At 74.7% G+C, this 15,649-nt stretch carries 15 protein-coding genes; 7 read left to right on the top strand and 8 right to left on the bottom strand.

Annotated elements, in window-relative coordinates; translation table 11 throughout:
- Positions 1-62: 62 nt before the first annotated feature.
- Together ABZO31_RS09890 and ABZO31_RS09885 are read left to right on the top strand one after the other, a co-directional pair.
- Complete coding sequence (locus ABZO31_RS09890; protein ID WP_406860747.1) at positions 63-509, top strand: GNAT family N-acetyltransferase; 447 nt, start codon at positions 63-65, stop codon at positions 507-509.
- A complete protein-coding gene (locus ABZO31_RS09885) occupies positions 506-1,768 on the top strand; it encodes an MFS transporter (protein ID WP_406860746.1) in 1,263 nt (420 codons plus the stop codon). Before ABZO31_RS09890 ends, ABZO31_RS09885 begins: the two co-directional genes overlap by 4 nt.
- On the opposite strand, the gene ABZO31_RS09880 is transcribed toward ABZO31_RS09885, so the two are convergent.
- The 5 genes from ABZO31_RS09880 to ABZO31_RS09860 all read right to left on the bottom strand — a co-directional run bounded on the left by ABZO31_RS09880 (position 1,752) and on the right by ABZO31_RS09860 (position 8,538).
- Positions 1,752-3,410 carry a carboxyl transferase domain-containing protein gene (locus tag ABZO31_RS09880; RefSeq protein ID WP_406860745.1) on the bottom strand — a complete coding sequence of 553 codons (1,659 nt, stop codon included), beginning with the start codon at positions 3,408-3,410 and terminating at the stop codon, positions 1,752-1,754. The two genes, ABZO31_RS09885 and ABZO31_RS09880, sit on opposite strands and share 17 nt — an antisense overlap.
- A complete protein-coding gene (locus ABZO31_RS09875) occupies positions 3,403-4,854 on the bottom strand; it encodes an acyl-CoA synthetase (RefSeq protein WP_406860744.1) in 1,452 nt (483 codons plus the stop codon). The genes ABZO31_RS09880 and ABZO31_RS09875 overlap by 8 nt, the downstream gene beginning before the upstream one ends.
- Before the next feature lie 118 nt (positions 4,855-4,972).
- Positions 4,973-6,502 carry a GAF domain-containing protein gene (locus ABZO31_RS09870; protein ID WP_406865306.1) on the bottom strand — a complete coding sequence of 510 codons (1,530 nt, stop codon included), beginning with the start codon at positions 6,500-6,502 and terminating at the stop codon, positions 4,973-4,975.
- Between the two features lie 74 nt (positions 6,503-6,576).
- Complete coding sequence (locus ABZO31_RS09865) at positions 6,577-7,620, bottom strand: rod shape-determining protein (protein WP_406860743.1); 1,044 nt, start codon at positions 7,618-7,620, stop codon at positions 6,577-6,579.
- 279 nt (positions 7,621-7,899) lie between these two features.
- Positions 7,900-8,538 (bottom strand): hypothetical protein, encoded by a 639-nt coding sequence (locus ABZO31_RS09860; RefSeq protein ID WP_406860742.1) that lies wholly within the window; start codon positions 8,536-8,538, stop codon positions 7,900-7,902.
- A gap of 123 nt (positions 8,539-8,661) precedes the next feature.
- Here ABZO31_RS09860 and ABZO31_RS09855 point away from each other — a divergent pair, with 123 nt between their 5' ends.
- Positions 8,662-9,567: an SCO2400 family protein gene (locus tag ABZO31_RS09855; RefSeq protein WP_406860741.1), complete on the top strand. Its 906-nt coding sequence runs from the start codon at positions 8,662-8,664 to the stop codon at positions 9,565-9,567.
- Between the two features lie 27 nt (positions 9,568-9,594).
- Here ABZO31_RS09855 and ABZO31_RS09850 read toward each other — a convergent pair whose 3' ends face one another.
- Positions 9,595-10,053, bottom strand: coding sequence for a MarR family winged helix-turn-helix transcriptional regulator (locus ABZO31_RS09850; protein ID WP_406860740.1), 459 nt, complete (start codon positions 10,051-10,053; stop codon positions 9,595-9,597).
- A gap of 90 nt (positions 10,054-10,143) precedes the next feature.
- Here ABZO31_RS09850 and ABZO31_RS09845 point away from each other — a divergent pair, with 90 nt between their 5' ends.
- The 4 genes from ABZO31_RS09845 to ABZO31_RS09830 all read left to right on the top strand — a co-directional run bounded on the left by ABZO31_RS09845 (position 10,144) and on the right by ABZO31_RS09830 (position 14,211).
- Positions 10,144-11,163, top strand: a complete 1,020-nt coding sequence (locus ABZO31_RS09845; RefSeq protein WP_406860739.1) for an NADP-dependent oxidoreductase — start codon at positions 10,144-10,146, stop codon at positions 11,161-11,163.
- Positions 11,164-11,224: 61 nt separating this feature from the next.
- On the top strand, positions 11,225-11,647 hold the full coding sequence (locus tag ABZO31_RS09840) for an organic hydroperoxide resistance protein (RefSeq protein ID WP_406860738.1): 423 nt from the start codon (positions 11,225-11,227) through the stop codon (positions 11,645-11,647).
- 113 nt (positions 11,648-11,760) lie between these two features.
- On the top strand, positions 11,761-13,374 hold the full coding sequence (locus tag ABZO31_RS09835; RefSeq protein WP_406860737.1) for a serine/threonine-protein kinase: 1,614 nt from the start codon (positions 11,761-11,763) through the stop codon (positions 13,372-13,374).
- A 9-nt stretch (positions 13,375-13,383) separates the two neighbouring features.
- Positions 13,384-14,211, top strand: a complete 828-nt coding sequence (locus ABZO31_RS09830) for an EI24 domain-containing protein (protein ID WP_406860736.1) — start codon at positions 13,384-13,386, stop codon at positions 14,209-14,211.
- 13 nt (positions 14,212-14,224) lie between these two features.
- On the opposite strand, the gene ABZO31_RS09825 is transcribed toward ABZO31_RS09830, so the two are convergent.
- Complete coding sequence (locus tag ABZO31_RS09825) at positions 14,225-14,944, bottom strand: carbon-nitrogen hydrolase family protein (protein WP_406860735.1); 720 nt, start codon at positions 14,942-14,944, stop codon at positions 14,225-14,227.
- 7 nt (positions 14,945-14,951) lie between these two features.
- On the bottom strand, positions 14,952-15,530 hold the full coding sequence (locus ABZO31_RS09820; protein ID WP_406860734.1) for a TetR/AcrR family transcriptional regulator: 579 nt from the start codon (positions 15,528-15,530) through the stop codon (positions 14,952-14,954).
- Positions 15,531-15,649 lie beyond the last annotated feature (119 nt).

The raw sequence follows: 15,649 nt of genomic DNA, 5'->3' as shown, positions 1-15,649 counted from the left end.
CGGGCGCGCTACCGAGAAAAATGTAAGGCCCTGATCCACGGCCCGTTCCTATACTCACCCCCATGCCCTCGATCACCCTCCGGCGCGCGACCGCCGACGACGCGCGGCGTCTCACCCAGCTCGTCCGGAGATCCGGCGCCTACCGCGGCGACTACGCCGCGATGGTCGACGGCTACGTGGTCGGCGGGACGTACATCGAGACGCACGCCGTCCATGTCGCCGCCGACGAGAGCGGCCGGGTCCTCGGCTTCTACGCGCTGCTCGTCGACGAGGCCGAGCTCGACCTCGCGTTCGTCGCCGACGAGGCGCAGGGACGGGGCATAGGGCGGCGGCTCATGGACCACATGCGCGAGCAGGCACGGGCGGCCGGGCTGAGCTCCGTACGGGTCGTGGCGCATCCGCCCGCGGAGGACTTCTACCTCCGCACCGGCGCCCGCCGCACCGGCACCCTCGAGCCCGCCGGCCACGTCCACTGGGCGCGCCCCGAGCTCCGGTACGACCTCGCGTGAGCGCCACGGAGCAGGAGAAGGCCGAGGAACCCCGGCAGCGCGTCTTCGCCGACCTCACCCCGCTGAGGACCTCCCCCGACTACCGCCGCCTCTGGTTCGGCAACACGGTCTCCTGGGTCGGCCAGGGCATGACCTCCCTGGCGATCTCCCTCCAGGTGTACGACATCACCCGCTCGCCCTTCGCGGTCGGGCTCGTCGGCGTGTTCTCCCTCGTCCCGCTGATCGTCTTCGGGCTGTACGGCGGGGCCATCGCCGACACCGTCGACCGCCGCAAGCTGGGCCTCGTCAGCGCGGCCGGCTCCGCCGTGCTGTCCGCGGTGCTCGCGGCGTCGGCGTTCGCCGGGTTCGAACGGGTCTGGTTCCTGTACGCGGTCGTCGCCCTGCAGTCCGTCTGCGGCGCGCTCAACGCGCCCGCCCGGTCGTCGATGATCCCCCGGCTGCTGCCGGCCGAGCAGCTGCGCGCGGCGAACGCGCTCAACTCGATGACGACGACGTTCGGCACGCTCGCGGGGCCCGCGATCGGCGGGGTGCTGGTCGGGTTCGGCGGCTACCAGACCGCGTACTCCATCGACGCCGTCGCGTTCTTCGCCGCGCTGTACGCGATGTGGCGGCTGCCCGCGATGCTGCCGGAGCGGGCCGGTGCGAAGAGGGCGTCCGTCCTGGACGGGCTGCGCTTCCTGGCCACCCGGCCGAACCTGCGCATGACCTTCTTCTCGGACTTCTGCGCGATGATCCTCGCCCATCCGCGGGCGCTGTTCCCGGCCGTCGCCGCGCTCTGGTACGACGGCGACGCGCGCGTCACCGGCATGCTCGTGGCCGCGCCGGCGCTCGGCGCGCTGCTCGGCGGAGTGATCTCCGGCTGGCAGGGCCGGATCCGGCACCACGGGCAGGCGATCCTGATCTCCGTCGCCTGCTGGGGCACCGCGATCGCGGCCTTCGGGCTGACCCGGAACCTCTGGCTCGGGCTGCTGCTGCTCGCCCTCGCCGGATACTCCGACACCGTGTCCATGATCTTCCGCAACACGATGCTGCAGGTCGCCGCCCCGGACGAGATGCGGGGGCGGCTGCAGGGCGTGTTCATCGTGGTCGTGGCCGGCGGGCCGCGGCTCGGGGACTTCCTGGCCGGCTCGGTCGCGGACCTGACCTCGCCGGCCGTCGCGATCACCGGCGGCGGGATCGCGTGCGTCGTCGCCGTCGGGGCGCTCGCGCTGTACGCGCGGGGCTTCCGGCGCTACGACGCGCTCAGTCCGACGGCTTGACGACCCCTCGGACGACCCCGAGCTCGACGAGGTCCTGCGGGCGGATGCGGAGCTGGTCCGCGGTCGCGGGGGCCTGGTCCGGGGGCCGCTTGAGGATGGCGGCGGCGAGCTCCGGGGCGATGACGGAGAAGTAACTGTCGGGCGTGGCCCACGTGTTGCCGGGGGCGGTCAGGGCGAGGGCGCCGCCGGAGCCGCCCTCGCCGATGAGCAGGGTGGTGACCGGGACGCGGGCGGCGGCCATCGCCGCGAACGCCTCCGCGATGGCGGGGCCCGCGCCCGCGCGCTCCGCCTCGGCGTCGTTGGCGGCGCCGGGGGTGTCGACGAGGGTCAGCACGGGCACGCCGAGCCGGTCGGCCAGCCGGATCAGCCGGGCGGCCGTCCGGAACCCGGCGGGCCGGATGGCCGTCCCGCACTGCGCCGCGTACGCCACGACCCGCCCGCCGTGCACCCCGAACCCGCACTCCACGCCGGGGTCCACGCCACCGGCCCGGTCACCGCGCACGACCGCCCGCACGTCGAAGTACGCCTCGAGATACGCCCCGGCCCGAGCCCGCCGAGTGTCCCGCGCCCGCACCACGGCCTCCCACCCACTCCCGGGCGCACTCCGCACGTCCCCGAGGGCATGGGGCGGGGGAGCGGGCTCGGCAGCCTGCGCGCCGAGGCCGGAGGGCGCGGCGGGCGGTCGGCCGGGCGCGCCCGAGCCGCCGGTGGCCGGCCCGGGGTCCGGGACCGCTCCCGCCGGGCGGCCGGCGGCCGGTTCCGCCGCGGTGGCGGCGTCTGCGGGGACGCCGGTCGTGGCCGAGCCCTCGGCGGGCTTCGCCGCCGCTCCGGCGTTCGGGACCGCCGCTGCGGTGTCCGGTTCGGGGCCGACCGGCCTCGTCCGCGCGTCCTCCGGCGACAGCAGGCGGAGCCACAGGGAGAGCGTGGCGCGGAGTTCGTCCGGGGGGACCACGGTGTCCACGTGGCCGTGGGCGTACTGGTCCTCCGCCGTGTAGGCCGACGGGTCGGCGTCGCGGGGGCGGACGCGGGAGCCCGCGAAGGCGACCTGGGCGGCCGGGAGGGCCAGGACCACGTCCGCGCCCGCGCCGACCGTCGCCCAGCCGCCACCCGTGGACGGATCGCGCAGGACCGCCACATGGGCGACGCCCGCCTCGCGGAGGCGGATCGTCTCGGCCGCCACGCGCTGCAGTTGCGCGAGGGCCACCATGCCCTCCTGCATGCGGCTGCCGCCCGTCGCGACCAGCGACACCAGCGGCAGCCGCCGCTCCGCCGCCGCGCGGTACGCGGCGACCAGGCGGTCGCCCGCGGCGCGGCCCAGCGAGCCGCCGAGGAAGCCGAACTCGAAGGCCAGCAGCACGCACCGCCGCCCGCCGACCACCGCCGTGCCCCACAGCACCGACTCGTCCTCGCCCGTGCGCCGCGCCGCCTCCGCCCGCGCGGCGTCGTAACCGGCCCACCCCAGGGGCGCGTCCGCGACCCCCGCCGCCGGCTCCTCCGGCGTCCAGTCCTCGCCGGTCGTCGCCGTGGCCTCCGCCTCCGGCGTCCAGTCCTCCGCCTCGGGGCCCGGTCCCGGCGCCCCGGCCTGTGCGAAGCGGTCCGTGACCAGGGCGATCACCGCGCGGGCGGACGGGCGCTCAGCCATGGGGGAGCGCCTTCTTCAGGACCTTGCCCATGTCGTTGCGGGGCAGGGCCTCCAGGAACCGGACCGTGCGGGGACGCTTGTGGGGCGCCAGGAGGGTCGCCACGTGCGACGCCAGTTCGTCCTGCGCCGGCGGCTTCTCCGGGTCCGCCGGTACCACCCACGCGACGATCCGCTCGCCCAGGTCCGGGTCCGGCTCGCCGGTCACCGCGGCCTCGCGGACCCCGGGGTGGTCCAGGAGCGCGTTCTCGATCTCGCCCGCGCCGATCTTGTAGCCGCCGCTCTTGATGAGGTCCGTCGCCCGCCGGCCCACGATCCGCACCGCACCGTCCGCGTCCCGCACCGCCATGTCGCCGGTGCGGAACCAGGTCTCGTCGTACGCCGCCGCCGTCGCGTCCGGCCGGTTCAGGTACTCGGTGAACAGGTTCGGCCCGCGCACCTGGATCTCGCCGACCGTGTCCCCGTCGTACGCCTCCAGGGCCGTGCCGTCGTCGTCGACCAGGCGCAGGTCGACGCCGTCCAGCGGCACGCCCACCGACCCCGGCCGCGGGCCCGCCTCCGGGCGGACGCTGCACAGCATGAGGGTCTCCGTCATCCCGTACCGCTCGACGACCTGACGCCCGGTCGCCGCCGTGATCCGCTCGTGGTCGTGCACCGGCAGCGCCGCCGAGCCGGACACCAGCAGCCGGGCCGCGGCGAGCGACCGGACCAGTGCCGGATCGTCGTCCAGCGCGTCCGCGAGGCGGTGGTACATCGTGGGGACGCCGAACAGCATCGTGCCGCCGCCGTCACCGAGTTCGCGCGCCACGCCCGCCGTCGAGAACGACCCGAGGTGCCGTACCGCGCCCCCGCGCCGCAGCGGCCCGAGGACGCCCAGGATCAGTCCGTGCACGTGGAACAGCGGCAGCGCGTGGACCAGGACGTCCTCGTCCGTCCACGCCCACGCCTCCGCGAGCGCGTCCAGCGACGCGGCGATCGCCCGCCGCGAGAGCACCACGCCCTTCGGCGGGCCGGTGGTGCCGGAGGTGTAGACGATCAGGGCGGGGGACTCGGGGTCGGCGGGCTCCGGCACCGGCTCGCCCGGTGCCCGTACGTCCACGTCCACGCGCTCCACGCCCGCGAGCCCCGCGGGCAGTTCCTCGTCCGGGCCCGCGAGGACCAGGGCGGGGGCGCTGTCGCCGAGGATGTGGGACAGCTCCCGTTCCCCGACGCGAGGGTTGAGCGGGACGGCCGGCACACCGGCCAGCAGCGCGCCCACCACGGCGACCGCCGTCGAGGCCGTGGACGTCGCCCACACGGCGACCCGGTCCGCGTCCCGGATCCGGGCGGCCACCGCGCCCGCCGCGGCGGCCAGTTCGGCGTACGTCAGGGCGTCGGCGCCGAAGCGCAGGGCGGGTCGGTTCGGGCGGTCGGTACCGGCCGCCAGGGCCGGGAAGAGCGCGCTCAACGGTCGTCCTCCTCGCATGGGGGCCCCCTGCTCGAGCGAAGCCGAGAGCTTGAGGGAGGGATGCCGAGAGGAATTCTGCCCGGACCGACGGGCGGGCGTGCTGCGACGTTCCTCACCCTCACGGCCATGCCGTGACACGGGTCTCCGCCCCCGCCTCCGCGCTCGCCTCCGTCACCCGCAGCCGGACCGGCGGCATGCCCTCCGGCGGCGACGCCGGGGCCGAGACCACGACCTCGATCGCCGTGACGTCGGGCCGCCGGTGCGCCGCCGCGAGCGCCGTGCGCAGCGCGCCGAGCAGCCGGTCCGCGACCGGCTCGGTGACCAGGGTGTCCACCGGCCCCGCGAAGTGCACCGACGGCTGGAAGCCGAGCAGCGTCGCCGCCCCCGCCGTCTCCCGCAGCACCCGCCCCCGGAACGACGCGGGCGACTCCGCCGGCGGCTGCTGCAGCGCGAAGATCGCGGTACGGACCTCCTGGATCGTGGAGTCCAGTTCGTCCACCGCCCGCCCCAGCAGCACGCCCTCCTGCGGCGGCTCCTCGGTGGACTCCTCCGCCCGCCGCCGCGTCGACTCCAGCATCATCTCCGTCGCGAACAGCCGCTGGACGACGAGGTCGTGCAGGTCGCGGGCGATCCGGTCGCGGTCCTCGAAGACCGCGAGCCGCTCCCGGTTGTGCTGCGCGTCCGCGAGCACCAGCGCCAGCGCCGCCTGCGAGGCGAACTGCGCGGCGAGCAGCCGTTCCACGCCGGTGTACGGGCGGCCGCCACGGCGGCGGGGGAGGGCGAGGGTGCCGATCAGGTTCCCGCCGCTCTGCAGCGGGAGCATCATCGAGGGCCCGAACCGGGTCCGGACGTGCGTGGTCATCCGCGGATCGGTCGCCGAGTCCTCGACGAACACGGCTTCCCCGCCGAGGAGTTGTTTCAAAACCGGGGACCCGGGCTGGATCGTGGTGCCGATCAGGTCCCCGGGGTCGTCCACCGTCGACGCGGCCACGATCGCCATGCCGCCCTCGGGGGTGGGCTGCAGCACCACCCCCGCGGAGGCGTCCGCGAGCACCCGCGCCCGCTCGGCGACGACGGTGAGCGCGTCCCCGGCGGGCCCGCCGGCCAGCAGCGCCGTGGTCACCGCCGCCGCGCCCTCGATCCAGCGCTCCCGCTGCTTGGCGGTCTCGTACAGCCGGGCGTTGCCGATCGCGATACCGGCCTGCGAGGCGAGCACCTTCAGCATCGCGAGGTCCCGGTCGGTGAAGGGCCCTTCGGGCTTCCCGGCCAGGTACAGGTTCCCGAACACCTCGGTGTGGACGCGGATCGGGACGCCGAGGAACGCGCGCACCTCCGGATGGCCCGGCGGTACTCCGGAGGAGCGGGGGTCGGTGGCGACGTCGTCCAGGCGCAGCGGGTGCGGGTCCCGGATCAGCGCGCCGATCAGACCGGCCCGGCCGTCCGGGAGCGCGCCGATCCGGTCCCGTTCGGCGTCGGTGAGCCCGGCGGTGAACAGGTCGGTGAGCACGCCGCGCTCGGGGTCGACGACCCCGAGCGCGCCGTACCGTGCCTCGGTGAGTCCGGCCGCGGTCTCCACGAGGTGCTGCAGCGTGGCCCGCAGATCGAGCTCGGTCCCGACGTCCAGCACGGCCTCGAGCAGCCGGGGCAGCCCGGCGGACGGCCGGTCGTCCGGGGCCTCCGTGGGGCTGTCCGGGGCGTCCGGGACGTCCGAGGGGACCTCCGTCACTCGGCTTCGGCGAGCGGGTCGAGGATCATCGGCTGGATCCGGCCCTCCAGCATCGAGCCGAGGCCCAGGATGGCGCAGACGTCCGGGCGTTCCGCGATGTGCACCGGCATGCCGGTCGCGTCGCGCAGCATCTGGTCCAGGCCCGGCAGCAGCGCGGAGCCGCCGACCATCATGATCCCGCGGTCGGCGAGATCGGCCACCAGGTCCGGCGGGCAGTCCCGCAGGATCTTGCCGATGCCGTCGAGCACCGCCGTCAGCGGCGTGTGGATCGCGTCCCGTACCGCCGCGGTGTCGACCTGGACCGAGCGGGCGAGCCCGGTCGCCACGTCCCGGCCGTGGATCTCGGTGGACGTCGGGCCCTGCAGGGTCAGCCCGTTGCCGCTCAGGGCGAGCTGGAGCGGGCGCACCGACTGGCTCGGCAGCATCAGTTCGTGCTGGTGGCGCAGGTGCTGGATGACCGCGTGGTCGATCGCGTCGCCGCCGACCGGGATCCGCTCGGCCGTCACGATCGAGCCGAGCGAGAGCACCGCCACCTGCGTGGTCGCCGCCCCGCACACCATGATCATGGTCGCGGTGGGCTGCTCCACCGGCAGGCCGCAGCCCACGGCCGCCGCGATCAGCGTGTCGACCAGCTCGACCCGGCGCGCGCCGAGTCCGACGAGGGTCTCCACGGCGGCGCGCTGCGCCAGCGGGTCGGCCTCGTGCGGGGTGCAGGCGGCGGCCCGCAGCCGCGGCTTGCGGCGCAGCTGGCGGCGGAGCTTCTCGCCGAGCAGGTGACGCAGCATCCGCTGCGCCATCTCGATGTCGACGACCGTGCCGCCGGACACAGGGCGCATCACCCGGATGTAGTCGGGCGTCCGCCCGGTCATCTTCTCGGCCAGCGCGCCGACGGCGATCAACGCTCCGGTCCTGGTGTTCACGGCGGCGACGCTGGGCTCGTCGACGACGAGACCGGCGCCCTTGACGAAGACCCGGGTCCTGGCGGCCCCCAGGTCGACGGCCACATGGCAACGGCGCAACTGATCGAGACTGACGGACATGACCGACCCTCCGGAGTGCGGTGCTGGCACGAGTGCGGTGAGCGCGTGGGCGAGTGTGCGAGTGATGGTGCTGTTGGCATCGTGCGACCGCGGCGGCGGCGGCGCGCGTTGAGCGCCGCCGGTCGGGGGTGGCGGGCGTGACGGAGGGTCAGTACGTGTACTCCGTCGGTACGCGTGTCCGCTCAGCGGACACATCGGGCGGGGTCGGCGCCCGGCCGCTGTGACGGGCGGGGTCGGCGGCCGGGCCGCTGTGACCAGCGGGGTCGGCAACCCCGCCCGTCACAGCAGCCGCTGGAACAGCCCCCAGGTGAACTCCGCCGCGTACGCGACCCCGTCCTCCGGTCCCGTGAAGTCGAGCCGCGACCGCGTCGGCGCGTCGCCCTCGCGCGGCACCGCGTCCGGGAACGCCCGCCGCACCTCGCCGAACGTGCAGCCCCAGGGCCGCAGGTCGGCGGCGGTGCGCAGCTCGGGGGAGGGGGCGCCGGGGGCACGGGTCAGGCCCCTGCCCCACACCTGCGTCGGGCTCTCGGGTCCGGCCCGGCCCGTCAGGACCTCCCAGCGCAGGTCCGGCCAGAGCGGCAGGTCCCACTGGAGGACCTCCGCCCCCGGGGCGAACCGGGGGACGGCGTGGCGGGCCACCGGCTCGCCGAGGGCCTGGCGGTAGCGGTGGAGTTCGCCGGGGCCGCGCCGAATGAAAGGGGCCGCGCGAAGCGCGTCAGGCAGGGTGGCGGTGGGTGACGGGCGGGCGTGCGCCCATCTCTGCCAGACGCGGTTCGCCTCGCGCATCTCGCCGCGCGTCGCGCCGAGTTCGCGCAGCGCGTCCTCCACGAGCCCCGGCCGGTGGTCGGCCATCCGGCGCAGCAGCACCAGTTGGAAGGAACGCGGCCCGAACGGGGCGGCCTGCTCGGCACTGGTCATGCAGGTCATCCTGCCCGAAGAGGGAGATACACGGCGGCACGCCGGTGACCTGCGTTTTCCACACAGGACCTTCACTCTTTCGGCTATCTGTGCGATCAGACGGCCGATTAGCCTGCGGGCCCCATGGACTATTGCCATCAGTGCCGACGGCACCTCAACGGGGCCCTCGCCTGTGCCGGGTGCGGGACCCCGTACGAGGAGCTGCGGTACTACGCCCCCCAGGTGCCGGCGCCCGCGCCCGGGCCGGTCTTCCTGCCGCCGCAGCAGCCGCAGGCCGTCCCGCCGCAGCCGCAGGCGGCGCAGTCCTGGCCGGGGCCGGCCGCGGAGTCCCCGGCGCCCGCCGTCGCGGACGGCGATGCGCTCGCGGCCGGGCGGCACGTCTACGAGCTCGACACCCTGGAGCCGCCCGCCGCGGACCGCTCCGAGGCGGCGGCCGGCCGGGCCGCGGCCCGCCGGGCGCGTCAGGGCCGCGCCGCCGGCGGCCGTCCGAGCCGCCGGGCACGCGGTCGGCACCGCGGCCGTGCCGCGCTGGCCGGCGGCATCGGCCTGGTCCTCGCGGCCGGCGGCATCGGCCTGGTCCAGATGATCAACCAGCCCCCCGAGGGCGGTTCCGCGACCGCCGTGGAGCAGGAGGACGTCCTCGAGGCGGAGCTTCCGCCGGAGCCCTCGACCGCGCCGACGCAGCCGACGGCCGACCCCTCGCCCGTGGACGTCCCGGCCTCCGCCACCTCCGGCTCGCCGCGTTCCTCGGACGGGGAGGACGGGAAGGGCGACAGCCCCGCACAGGGCACCGGTACGGGAACCGGATCCGGCGACGGGGTCTCCCGCGGTGCCGACCGGCCCACCGAGCGCCCCCGCCCCTCGACCTCCGCCTCCGCGTCCCCCTCCGGCTCCCCCCGCCCCGGGTCCTCCGGGAGCGGCGCGCCGCCGCAGACCCCGACCGACGGCAAGCCGCCGGCCTCGTCCCCGGCCGCCCCGAGCCCGACCCCGACGCCGTCCTGCACCCCGTTCCTGTGGTGGTGCGTGTAGGACGCGGGACCGCGCCCCTGCCGGGCCCTACAGCTCGACGTCCTCGCCCAGCATCCGCTTCAGCAGGTCGCGCAGCAGCGTCCGCTCCGACTCGCTGAGCCGGCCAAGCGGCTCCCGCGCGAAGTCCAGGGACCCGCGCAGCTCCCGGGCGGTCCGCCGGCCCTCGTCCGTGGCCGCGGCCAGCTTCACCCGGCGGTCGGCCGGGTCGGGACGGCGCTCCACGAGGCCGCGCGTCTCCAGGCGGTCGACGATCCCGGTGATGTTCGACGGCTCGCACTTCAGCTTGCGGGCGATCTTCCGCATCGGTACCGGGTCCATCGAGATCAGCCCGAGCACCCGGGCCTGCGCGCCGGTCAGCGCGTGCTGCGCGGCCGCCTGCTCGTACTCCTCGTGATAGCGGGCCACGACCGTGCCGATGAGCTCGACGACCTCGAGGGTCAGCGGGTCGACGATCGGCGACGGGGTGGTGCGCGAAGTGGTGGCCATGGGCACCATCCTACCCTGATACTTGACATTCTTAAATATTCAGGAGCATGGTTGTTTCAGTACCTGAAACTTTTCCAGGAGGCTCCTCCCATGTCCGTCCTTCCCGCAACCAGCCGTGAGTGGCACCTCGTCGCCCGCCCCCACGGGTGGCCGACCCCGGCCGACTTCGCCCTGCGCGAGGTCCCGGTCACCGCTCCCGCCGAGGGCCGGATCCTGGTCCGCAACCTGCACTTCTCCGTCGACCCGTACATGCGCGGCCGCATGAACGACGTGAAGTCCTACGTCCCGCCGTATCTGCTGGACCACCCCATGGACGGCGGCGCGGTCGGCGAGGTCGTGGCGTCGAACGCCGAGGGCTTCGAGGTCGGCGACCACGTGCTGCACGGCCTCGGCTGGCGCGAGTACGCCCACGTCCCCGCCCAGCACGCCACCAAGGTCGACCCGGAGCTCGCCCCGCTCTCCGCCTACCTCGGCGTGCTCGGCATGACCGGCCTCACCGCCTACGCGGGCCTCTTCGAGACCGCCTCCTTCAAGGAGGGCGACGCGGTCTTCGTCTCCGGCGCCGCCGGCGCCGTCGGCATGCAGGTCGGCCAGATGGCGAAGCTGAAGGGCGCCTCCCGGGTCATCGGCTCGGCCGGTTCCGACGACAAGGTCAGGTACCTCGTCGAGGAGCTCGGCTTCGACGCCGCCTTCAACTACAGGAACGGCCCGGTCAGGGACCAGCTGCGCGAGGCCGCCCCGGACGGCATCGACGTCTACTTCGACAACGTCGGCGGCGAGCACCTCGAGGCCGCCATCTCCTCGCTCAACGTGCACGGCCGCGCCACCATCTGCGGCATGATCGCGCAGTACAACGACACCGAGCCGGTGCCCGGCCCGCGCAACATGGCCATGATCATCGGCAAGCGGCTGCGCCTCGAGGGCGTCCTCGTCGGCGACCACTACGGCCTGCAGCCGCAGTTCGTCCAGGAGGTCGGCGGCTGGCTGCGCTCCGGCGAGCTGAAGTACCGCGAGACCTTCGCCGAGGGCATCGAGGACGGCGTGGAGGCCTTCCTCGGTCTGCTCCGCGGCGAGAACACCGGAAAGATGATCGTCTCGACGACCCGCTAGTCTTCCCTCAGCCGTCGCGATCGTGGGCGCGAGTCGCGGCGAACGAAAAAGGGAACACAGCATGTCGATCACGCAGTCCGACGTCCTCTACACCGCCGTCGCCACCGCCCAGAACGGGCGCGACGGCCGGGTGGCCAGCGACGACGGTCAGCTCGACGTCGTCGTCAACCCGCCCAAGGCCATGGGCGGCTCCGGCGCCGGCACCAACCCCGAGCAGCTCTTCGCCGCCGGTTACAGCGCCTGCTTCCAGGGCGCCCTCGGCGTCGTCGCGCGCAACGAGAACGCCGACATCTCGGGCTCGACGGTCACCGCCGAGGTCGGCATCGGCAAGAACGACGACGGCTTCGGCATCATCGTCAAGATCTCCGCGACCATCCCGAACGTGGACGCGGAGACCGCGAAGAGCCTGATCGAGAAGGCCCACCAGGTCTGCCCGTACTCCAAGGCGACCCGCGGCAACATCACGGTCGAGCTCGCGGTCTGAGTCCACTCCCGGACTCTCCGTACGCCCGAAGGGCCGTACCCCGACCGACCGGGGTGCGGCCCTTCGCGCCGCTGCGGCATCATGGCCGTCATCTTGTGGGGGACGGGGGAACGGTGTCGGAGCAGCAGTGGCCGGTGGGCGGCGAGGGCAGGGTCATCGGCGGGCGCTACCGCCTGGGCGAGTCGCTCGGCCGGGGCGGCATGGGCGTGGTGCGGCGCGCCACCGACGAACTGCTCGGCCGGCCGGTCGCCGTCAAGGAGCTGAACCTCGACGGGGACGCCGACCCGGCACGGGCGCTGCGCGAGGCGCGCGCCGTCGCCCGGATCAGGCACCCGCACGTGGTCGTGGTGCACGACGTCGTCGAGCACGAGGGCCGGCCCGCGATCGTCATGGAGCTGGTCGACGGCGGCTCGCTGGCCGAGCGCCTCGCCCGGCCCGGCGGGGCGATGACCCCCGAGGAGGCCGCCCGCGCGGGGCTCGCGCTGCTCGACGCGCTCTGCGCCGCCCACGCCCACGGCGTGCTGCACCGTGACGTGAAACCGGCCAACGTCCTGCTGGAGGCCGGCACCGACCGCGTGGTCCTGACCGACTTCGGCATCGCCAGCCTCCCCGGCGCGGCGACCACCATCAGCGGCACCGGCGCGTTCGTCGGCACCCCCGAGTACACGGCGCCCGAGCGGATGCAGGGCGCCGCCGCCGAACCGTCGTCCGACCTGTGGTCGCTCGGCGTGCTGCTGTGCGCGGCGGTGGCCGGCGAGTCGCCGTTCCGCCGGGACTCCATCGCCGCCGTGCTGCACGCCGTGGTGTTCGAGGAGATCAAGCCCTCGCCGAAGCTCGGCCCGCTGCTGCCCGTGGTGACCGGCCTCCTGGAGCGGGACCCGCAGCGGCGGCTCGGCGCCGAGGAGGCGCGCCGGCTGCTCGCCGCCTGCGCGGCCGGGACGACCCCGGAGGGGACCCCGCCGGCCGGGGGCACGTACACGCCGACGGAACGCGCCGTCGCCCCGCCGGTCGTTCCGGGGAACGACGGCGTACGCGACGCGCGGGGCCGTCGCCGGGGTGCGCGGGCGGCCCTCGTCGCGGCGGGCGCCGTCGCCGCCTGCGCGGGAGCGGTGACCGCGGTACTGCTGCTCGGCGACCGGGGGACCGGTACGGGCCCGGCCGCCACCGGCACCCACACGACCGCCACCGCCACGACCACGGCCACCGCGACCGCCACCACGCGCGTCACCGCCCCGGCGCCCGGCCCCTCCGCCGCCACGACCGGCACCGGGCCGACGGACGCGCCGCCCGGGTACAAGCGGGTCAGCGACGAGCGGGGCTTCAGCCTGATCGTGCCCGCCACGGCCGAGCGCTCCGAGCAGGGCGTGCGCACCTTCTACATCACCCCCGACGGCACCTTCCGGGTCGGCGTCAAGACCGGCGCCATCCCCTCCGGCGGGGCCATGGCGTCGATGCGGGCCGCCGACGCGGCCGGGCCGAAGAACAACCCCGGCTTCCGCGACAACGCGCTCACCCCCACCACGCACCAGGGCATGAGCGCCGTCCTCTGGCAGTTCACCTGGGACGGTTTCGACGCCGGCGAGGGAGCCCGGCACACCTACGACCTGTGCTGGGAGCAGGACGGACGGCTGTACGACGTCTGGGTCTCCGGGCCCGCGGCCCGCGCCGGGGAGACCCGCGCCCACTTCGACAAGGCGGTGGAGTCGTTCGCCCCGAGCGCCCTTTAGGGTGAACCCATGCGCGAATTCGGGGTGGGTTTCGGTCACCTGCTGAGCGGCCAGAAGTGGGTCCTCAAGCACGGACGGTGGTTCGGTTTCGGACTGCTTCCGGGACTCGTCACCCTGGTCCTGTACGTCGGGGCCCTCGTCGGGCTCGGCTACGGGGCCGACGATCTGACCGCCTGGGCCACGCCGTTCGCCGACGACTGGACCTCGCCCTGGCAGGACATCCTCCGTGGCTTCCTGACCGGCCTCGTCTTCGCCTTCGGGCTGTTCCTCGCGGTGATCACCTTCACCGCCGTCACCCTCCTGATCGGGCAGCCGTTCTACGAGTCGCTCTCCGAGGCGGTCGACCGCAGCGAGGGGGGCGACGTGCCGGAGTCGGGGCTGCCGCTCTGGCGCGAGCTGTGGATCTCGGCCCGGGACAGCCTCAAGATCCTGCTGCGGGTGGCCTGTTTCGGCGTGCTGCTGTTCGGCTGCGGTTTCATCCCGGTGATCGGACAGACGGTCGTGCCGGTGATCGGCTTCTGCGTCTCGGGTTTCTTCCTCGCGGAGGAACTGACGGCCGTGGCGCTGCAGCGGCGCGGCATCGAGCTGAAGAAGCGCCTGCCGATGCTGCGCGCCCGGCGGAAGGCCGCCCTCGGTTTCGGTGTCCCGCTGGTCCTGGCCTTCCTGGTGCCGTTCGTCGCCGTGTTCCTGATGCCCGGCGCGGTGGCCGGCGCGACGCTCCTCGCCCGCGACCTGACGGGCGAGGACGCGGACGCCGGGACGCCCGGGCCCGCGCTGCTCCCGGAGCCGGGCGCCCCGCAGAACGCCCCCGTCCCCGGCAACCCCTACGCGTCCTAGGGCCTGTCCGGCCCTAGCCCACCGGCAGTTCGGCCACCGCGTACCCCCGCTTCGTGCCCGCGTCGGCCAGCCGCTCGCCGTCCGGGCCCCAGGCGCCGCTGCGGCCCTCGCACGCGCCCGCCTCGTTGGTGCCCAGGGTGTTGCCCAGCACCACGTACAGGCCGAAGTCCCGGGCGCGCGCCGGGTAGACCGTCTCGAACGAGTCGTTGGCGGTGTCCAGGACCGAACTCGCCAGGTACACCGGGCAGCCGTCCGCGGCGGCCCGCTCGGCGAGTTCGGGGAAGCGGTTGTCGTAGCAGGTGGCGAGGGCGAACCGGACGCCGTCCAGCTCGAAGCGGCCGTCCCGCTCGCCGGCCGCGAAGACCTCGCGCTCGTAGCCGTACAGATGCTGTTTGTCGTACCGGGTGAGCAGCCCGCCGTCCGGGCCGAACACCAGCGTGGCCAGCCCGAGCCGCTCCCCGTCGCCGGTCCGCACCGGCCCGCCGACCACCGCCGCGGCCGAGGCCGCGCGGCACGCCTCGCGTATCGGGTCGAGCCGTGGGTCGTCCTCGGTCAGGCCGAGCGCCGGGTCGGCGTGGATCAGGCTGGGCTCGTAGCCGGTGACGGCGAGCTCGGCGAGGACGACCAGCCGGGCGCCGTCGGCCCCGGCCGCCCGCACCAGCTCGGCGATGGCACGGACGTTGGCGTCGATGTCCCCGGGGACCGGGGCGAATTGGGCTGCTGCGACGATCATGGGTCCATCATCCCCCGGACGTGTCGCCGCCCGTCAGCAGCCGTACGAAGTCGCGGAACGCGGCCGGCATGTCCACCGAGGCCGGGTCGAGCAGCCACTGGTACTGCAGCCCGTCCATCACCGCCGTCAGCAGCGGCGCGGCCTGTTCGGGCGTCAGGCCGCCCCCGAGGCGCTCGCCGAACTCCAGGCGCAGCACCTGCGCCATGTTCTCCCGCACCTGCGTGTACCGCTCGGTGAAGAACGCGCGCGCCGGATGGCCGTCCGTCACGCTCTCGCCGAGCAGCGCGGAGAAGGTCTGCACGATGCCCGGCCGCATCGCGTTGTACTCGACCAGCGACTCGATCAGGTCGAGCCGCCAGCCCTCGCGGTCCCGGCCGCCGGTGGTGTCCCAGCGGTCCCGCTCCTGGAGCACCGCGACCAGCAGCGCCTCCTTGGTCGGGAAGTAGTGCAGCAGCCCCTGCTGGGTGAGGCCCACCCGCTCGGCGACCGAGCCGAGCGTCGCGCCCCGGTAGCCGCGCTCGGCGATCACCTCCAGGGCGGCGCGCACGATGTCCCCGCGCCGCTCCTCGCTCCTGGCCCGCGCCATCGCCGTGGCCTCCTCTCGCAGGTGTGGTCCGTCGGAGAGGAAGGTACGCCATCCCCGCGACCTGGAGATAACAAGTCTGTCACGTAACCTACCGATCTACCGGTAGGCAGGTGCACCAT

The organism is Streptomyces solicamelliae, from assembly GCF_045348655.1.
GTDB lineage: Bacteria > Actinomycetota > Actinomycetes > Streptomycetales > Streptomycetaceae > Streptomyces > Streptomyces solicamelliae.
The sequence above is the reverse complement of the archived record's forward strand: the minus strand, read 5'-3'. Positions and strand labels throughout refer to the sequence as shown.

What these genes read in the sequence shown, in the direction of transcription:
- ABZO31_RS09890 (WP_406860747.1), top strand. Translation starts at nt 63, where the DNA reads ATGCCCTCGATCACCCTCCGGCGCGCGACCGCCGACGACGCGCGGCGT.
- ABZO31_RS09880 (WP_406860745.1), bottom strand. Translation starts at nt 3,410, where the DNA reads ATGGCTGAGCGCCCGTCCGCCCGCGCGGTGATCGCCCTGGTCACGGAC.
- ABZO31_RS09865 (WP_406860743.1), bottom strand. Translation starts at nt 7,620, where the DNA reads ATGTCCGTCAGTCTCGATCAGTTGCGCCGTTGCCATGTGGCCGTCGAC.
- ABZO31_RS09860 (WP_406860742.1), bottom strand. Translation starts at nt 8,538, where the DNA reads ATGACCAGTGCCGAGCAGGCCGCCCCGTTCGGGCCGCGTTCCTTCCAA.
- ABZO31_RS09855 (WP_406860741.1), top strand. Translation starts at nt 8,662, where the DNA reads ATGGACTATTGCCATCAGTGCCGACGGCACCTCAACGGGGCCCTCGCC.
- ABZO31_RS09850 (WP_406860740.1), bottom strand. Translation starts at nt 10,053, where the DNA reads ATGGCCACCACTTCGCGCACCACCCCGTCGCCGATCGTCGACCCGCTG.
- ABZO31_RS09845 (WP_406860739.1), top strand. Translation starts at nt 10,144, where the DNA reads ATGTCCGTCCTTCCCGCAACCAGCCGTGAGTGGCACCTCGTCGCCCGC.
- ABZO31_RS09840 (WP_406860738.1), top strand. Translation starts at nt 11,225, where the DNA reads ATGTCGATCACGCAGTCCGACGTCCTCTACACCGCCGTCGCCACCGCC.
- ABZO31_RS09830 (WP_406860736.1), top strand. Translation starts at nt 13,384, where the DNA reads ATGCGCGAATTCGGGGTGGGTTTCGGTCACCTGCTGAGCGGCCAGAAG.
- ABZO31_RS09825 (WP_406860735.1), bottom strand. Translation starts at nt 14,944, where the DNA reads ATGATCGTCGCAGCAGCCCAATTCGCCCCGGTCCCCGGGGACATCGAC.
- ABZO31_RS09820 (WP_406860734.1), bottom strand. Translation starts at nt 15,530, where the DNA reads ATGGCGCGGGCCAGGAGCGAGGAGCGGCGCGGGGACATCGTGCGCGCC.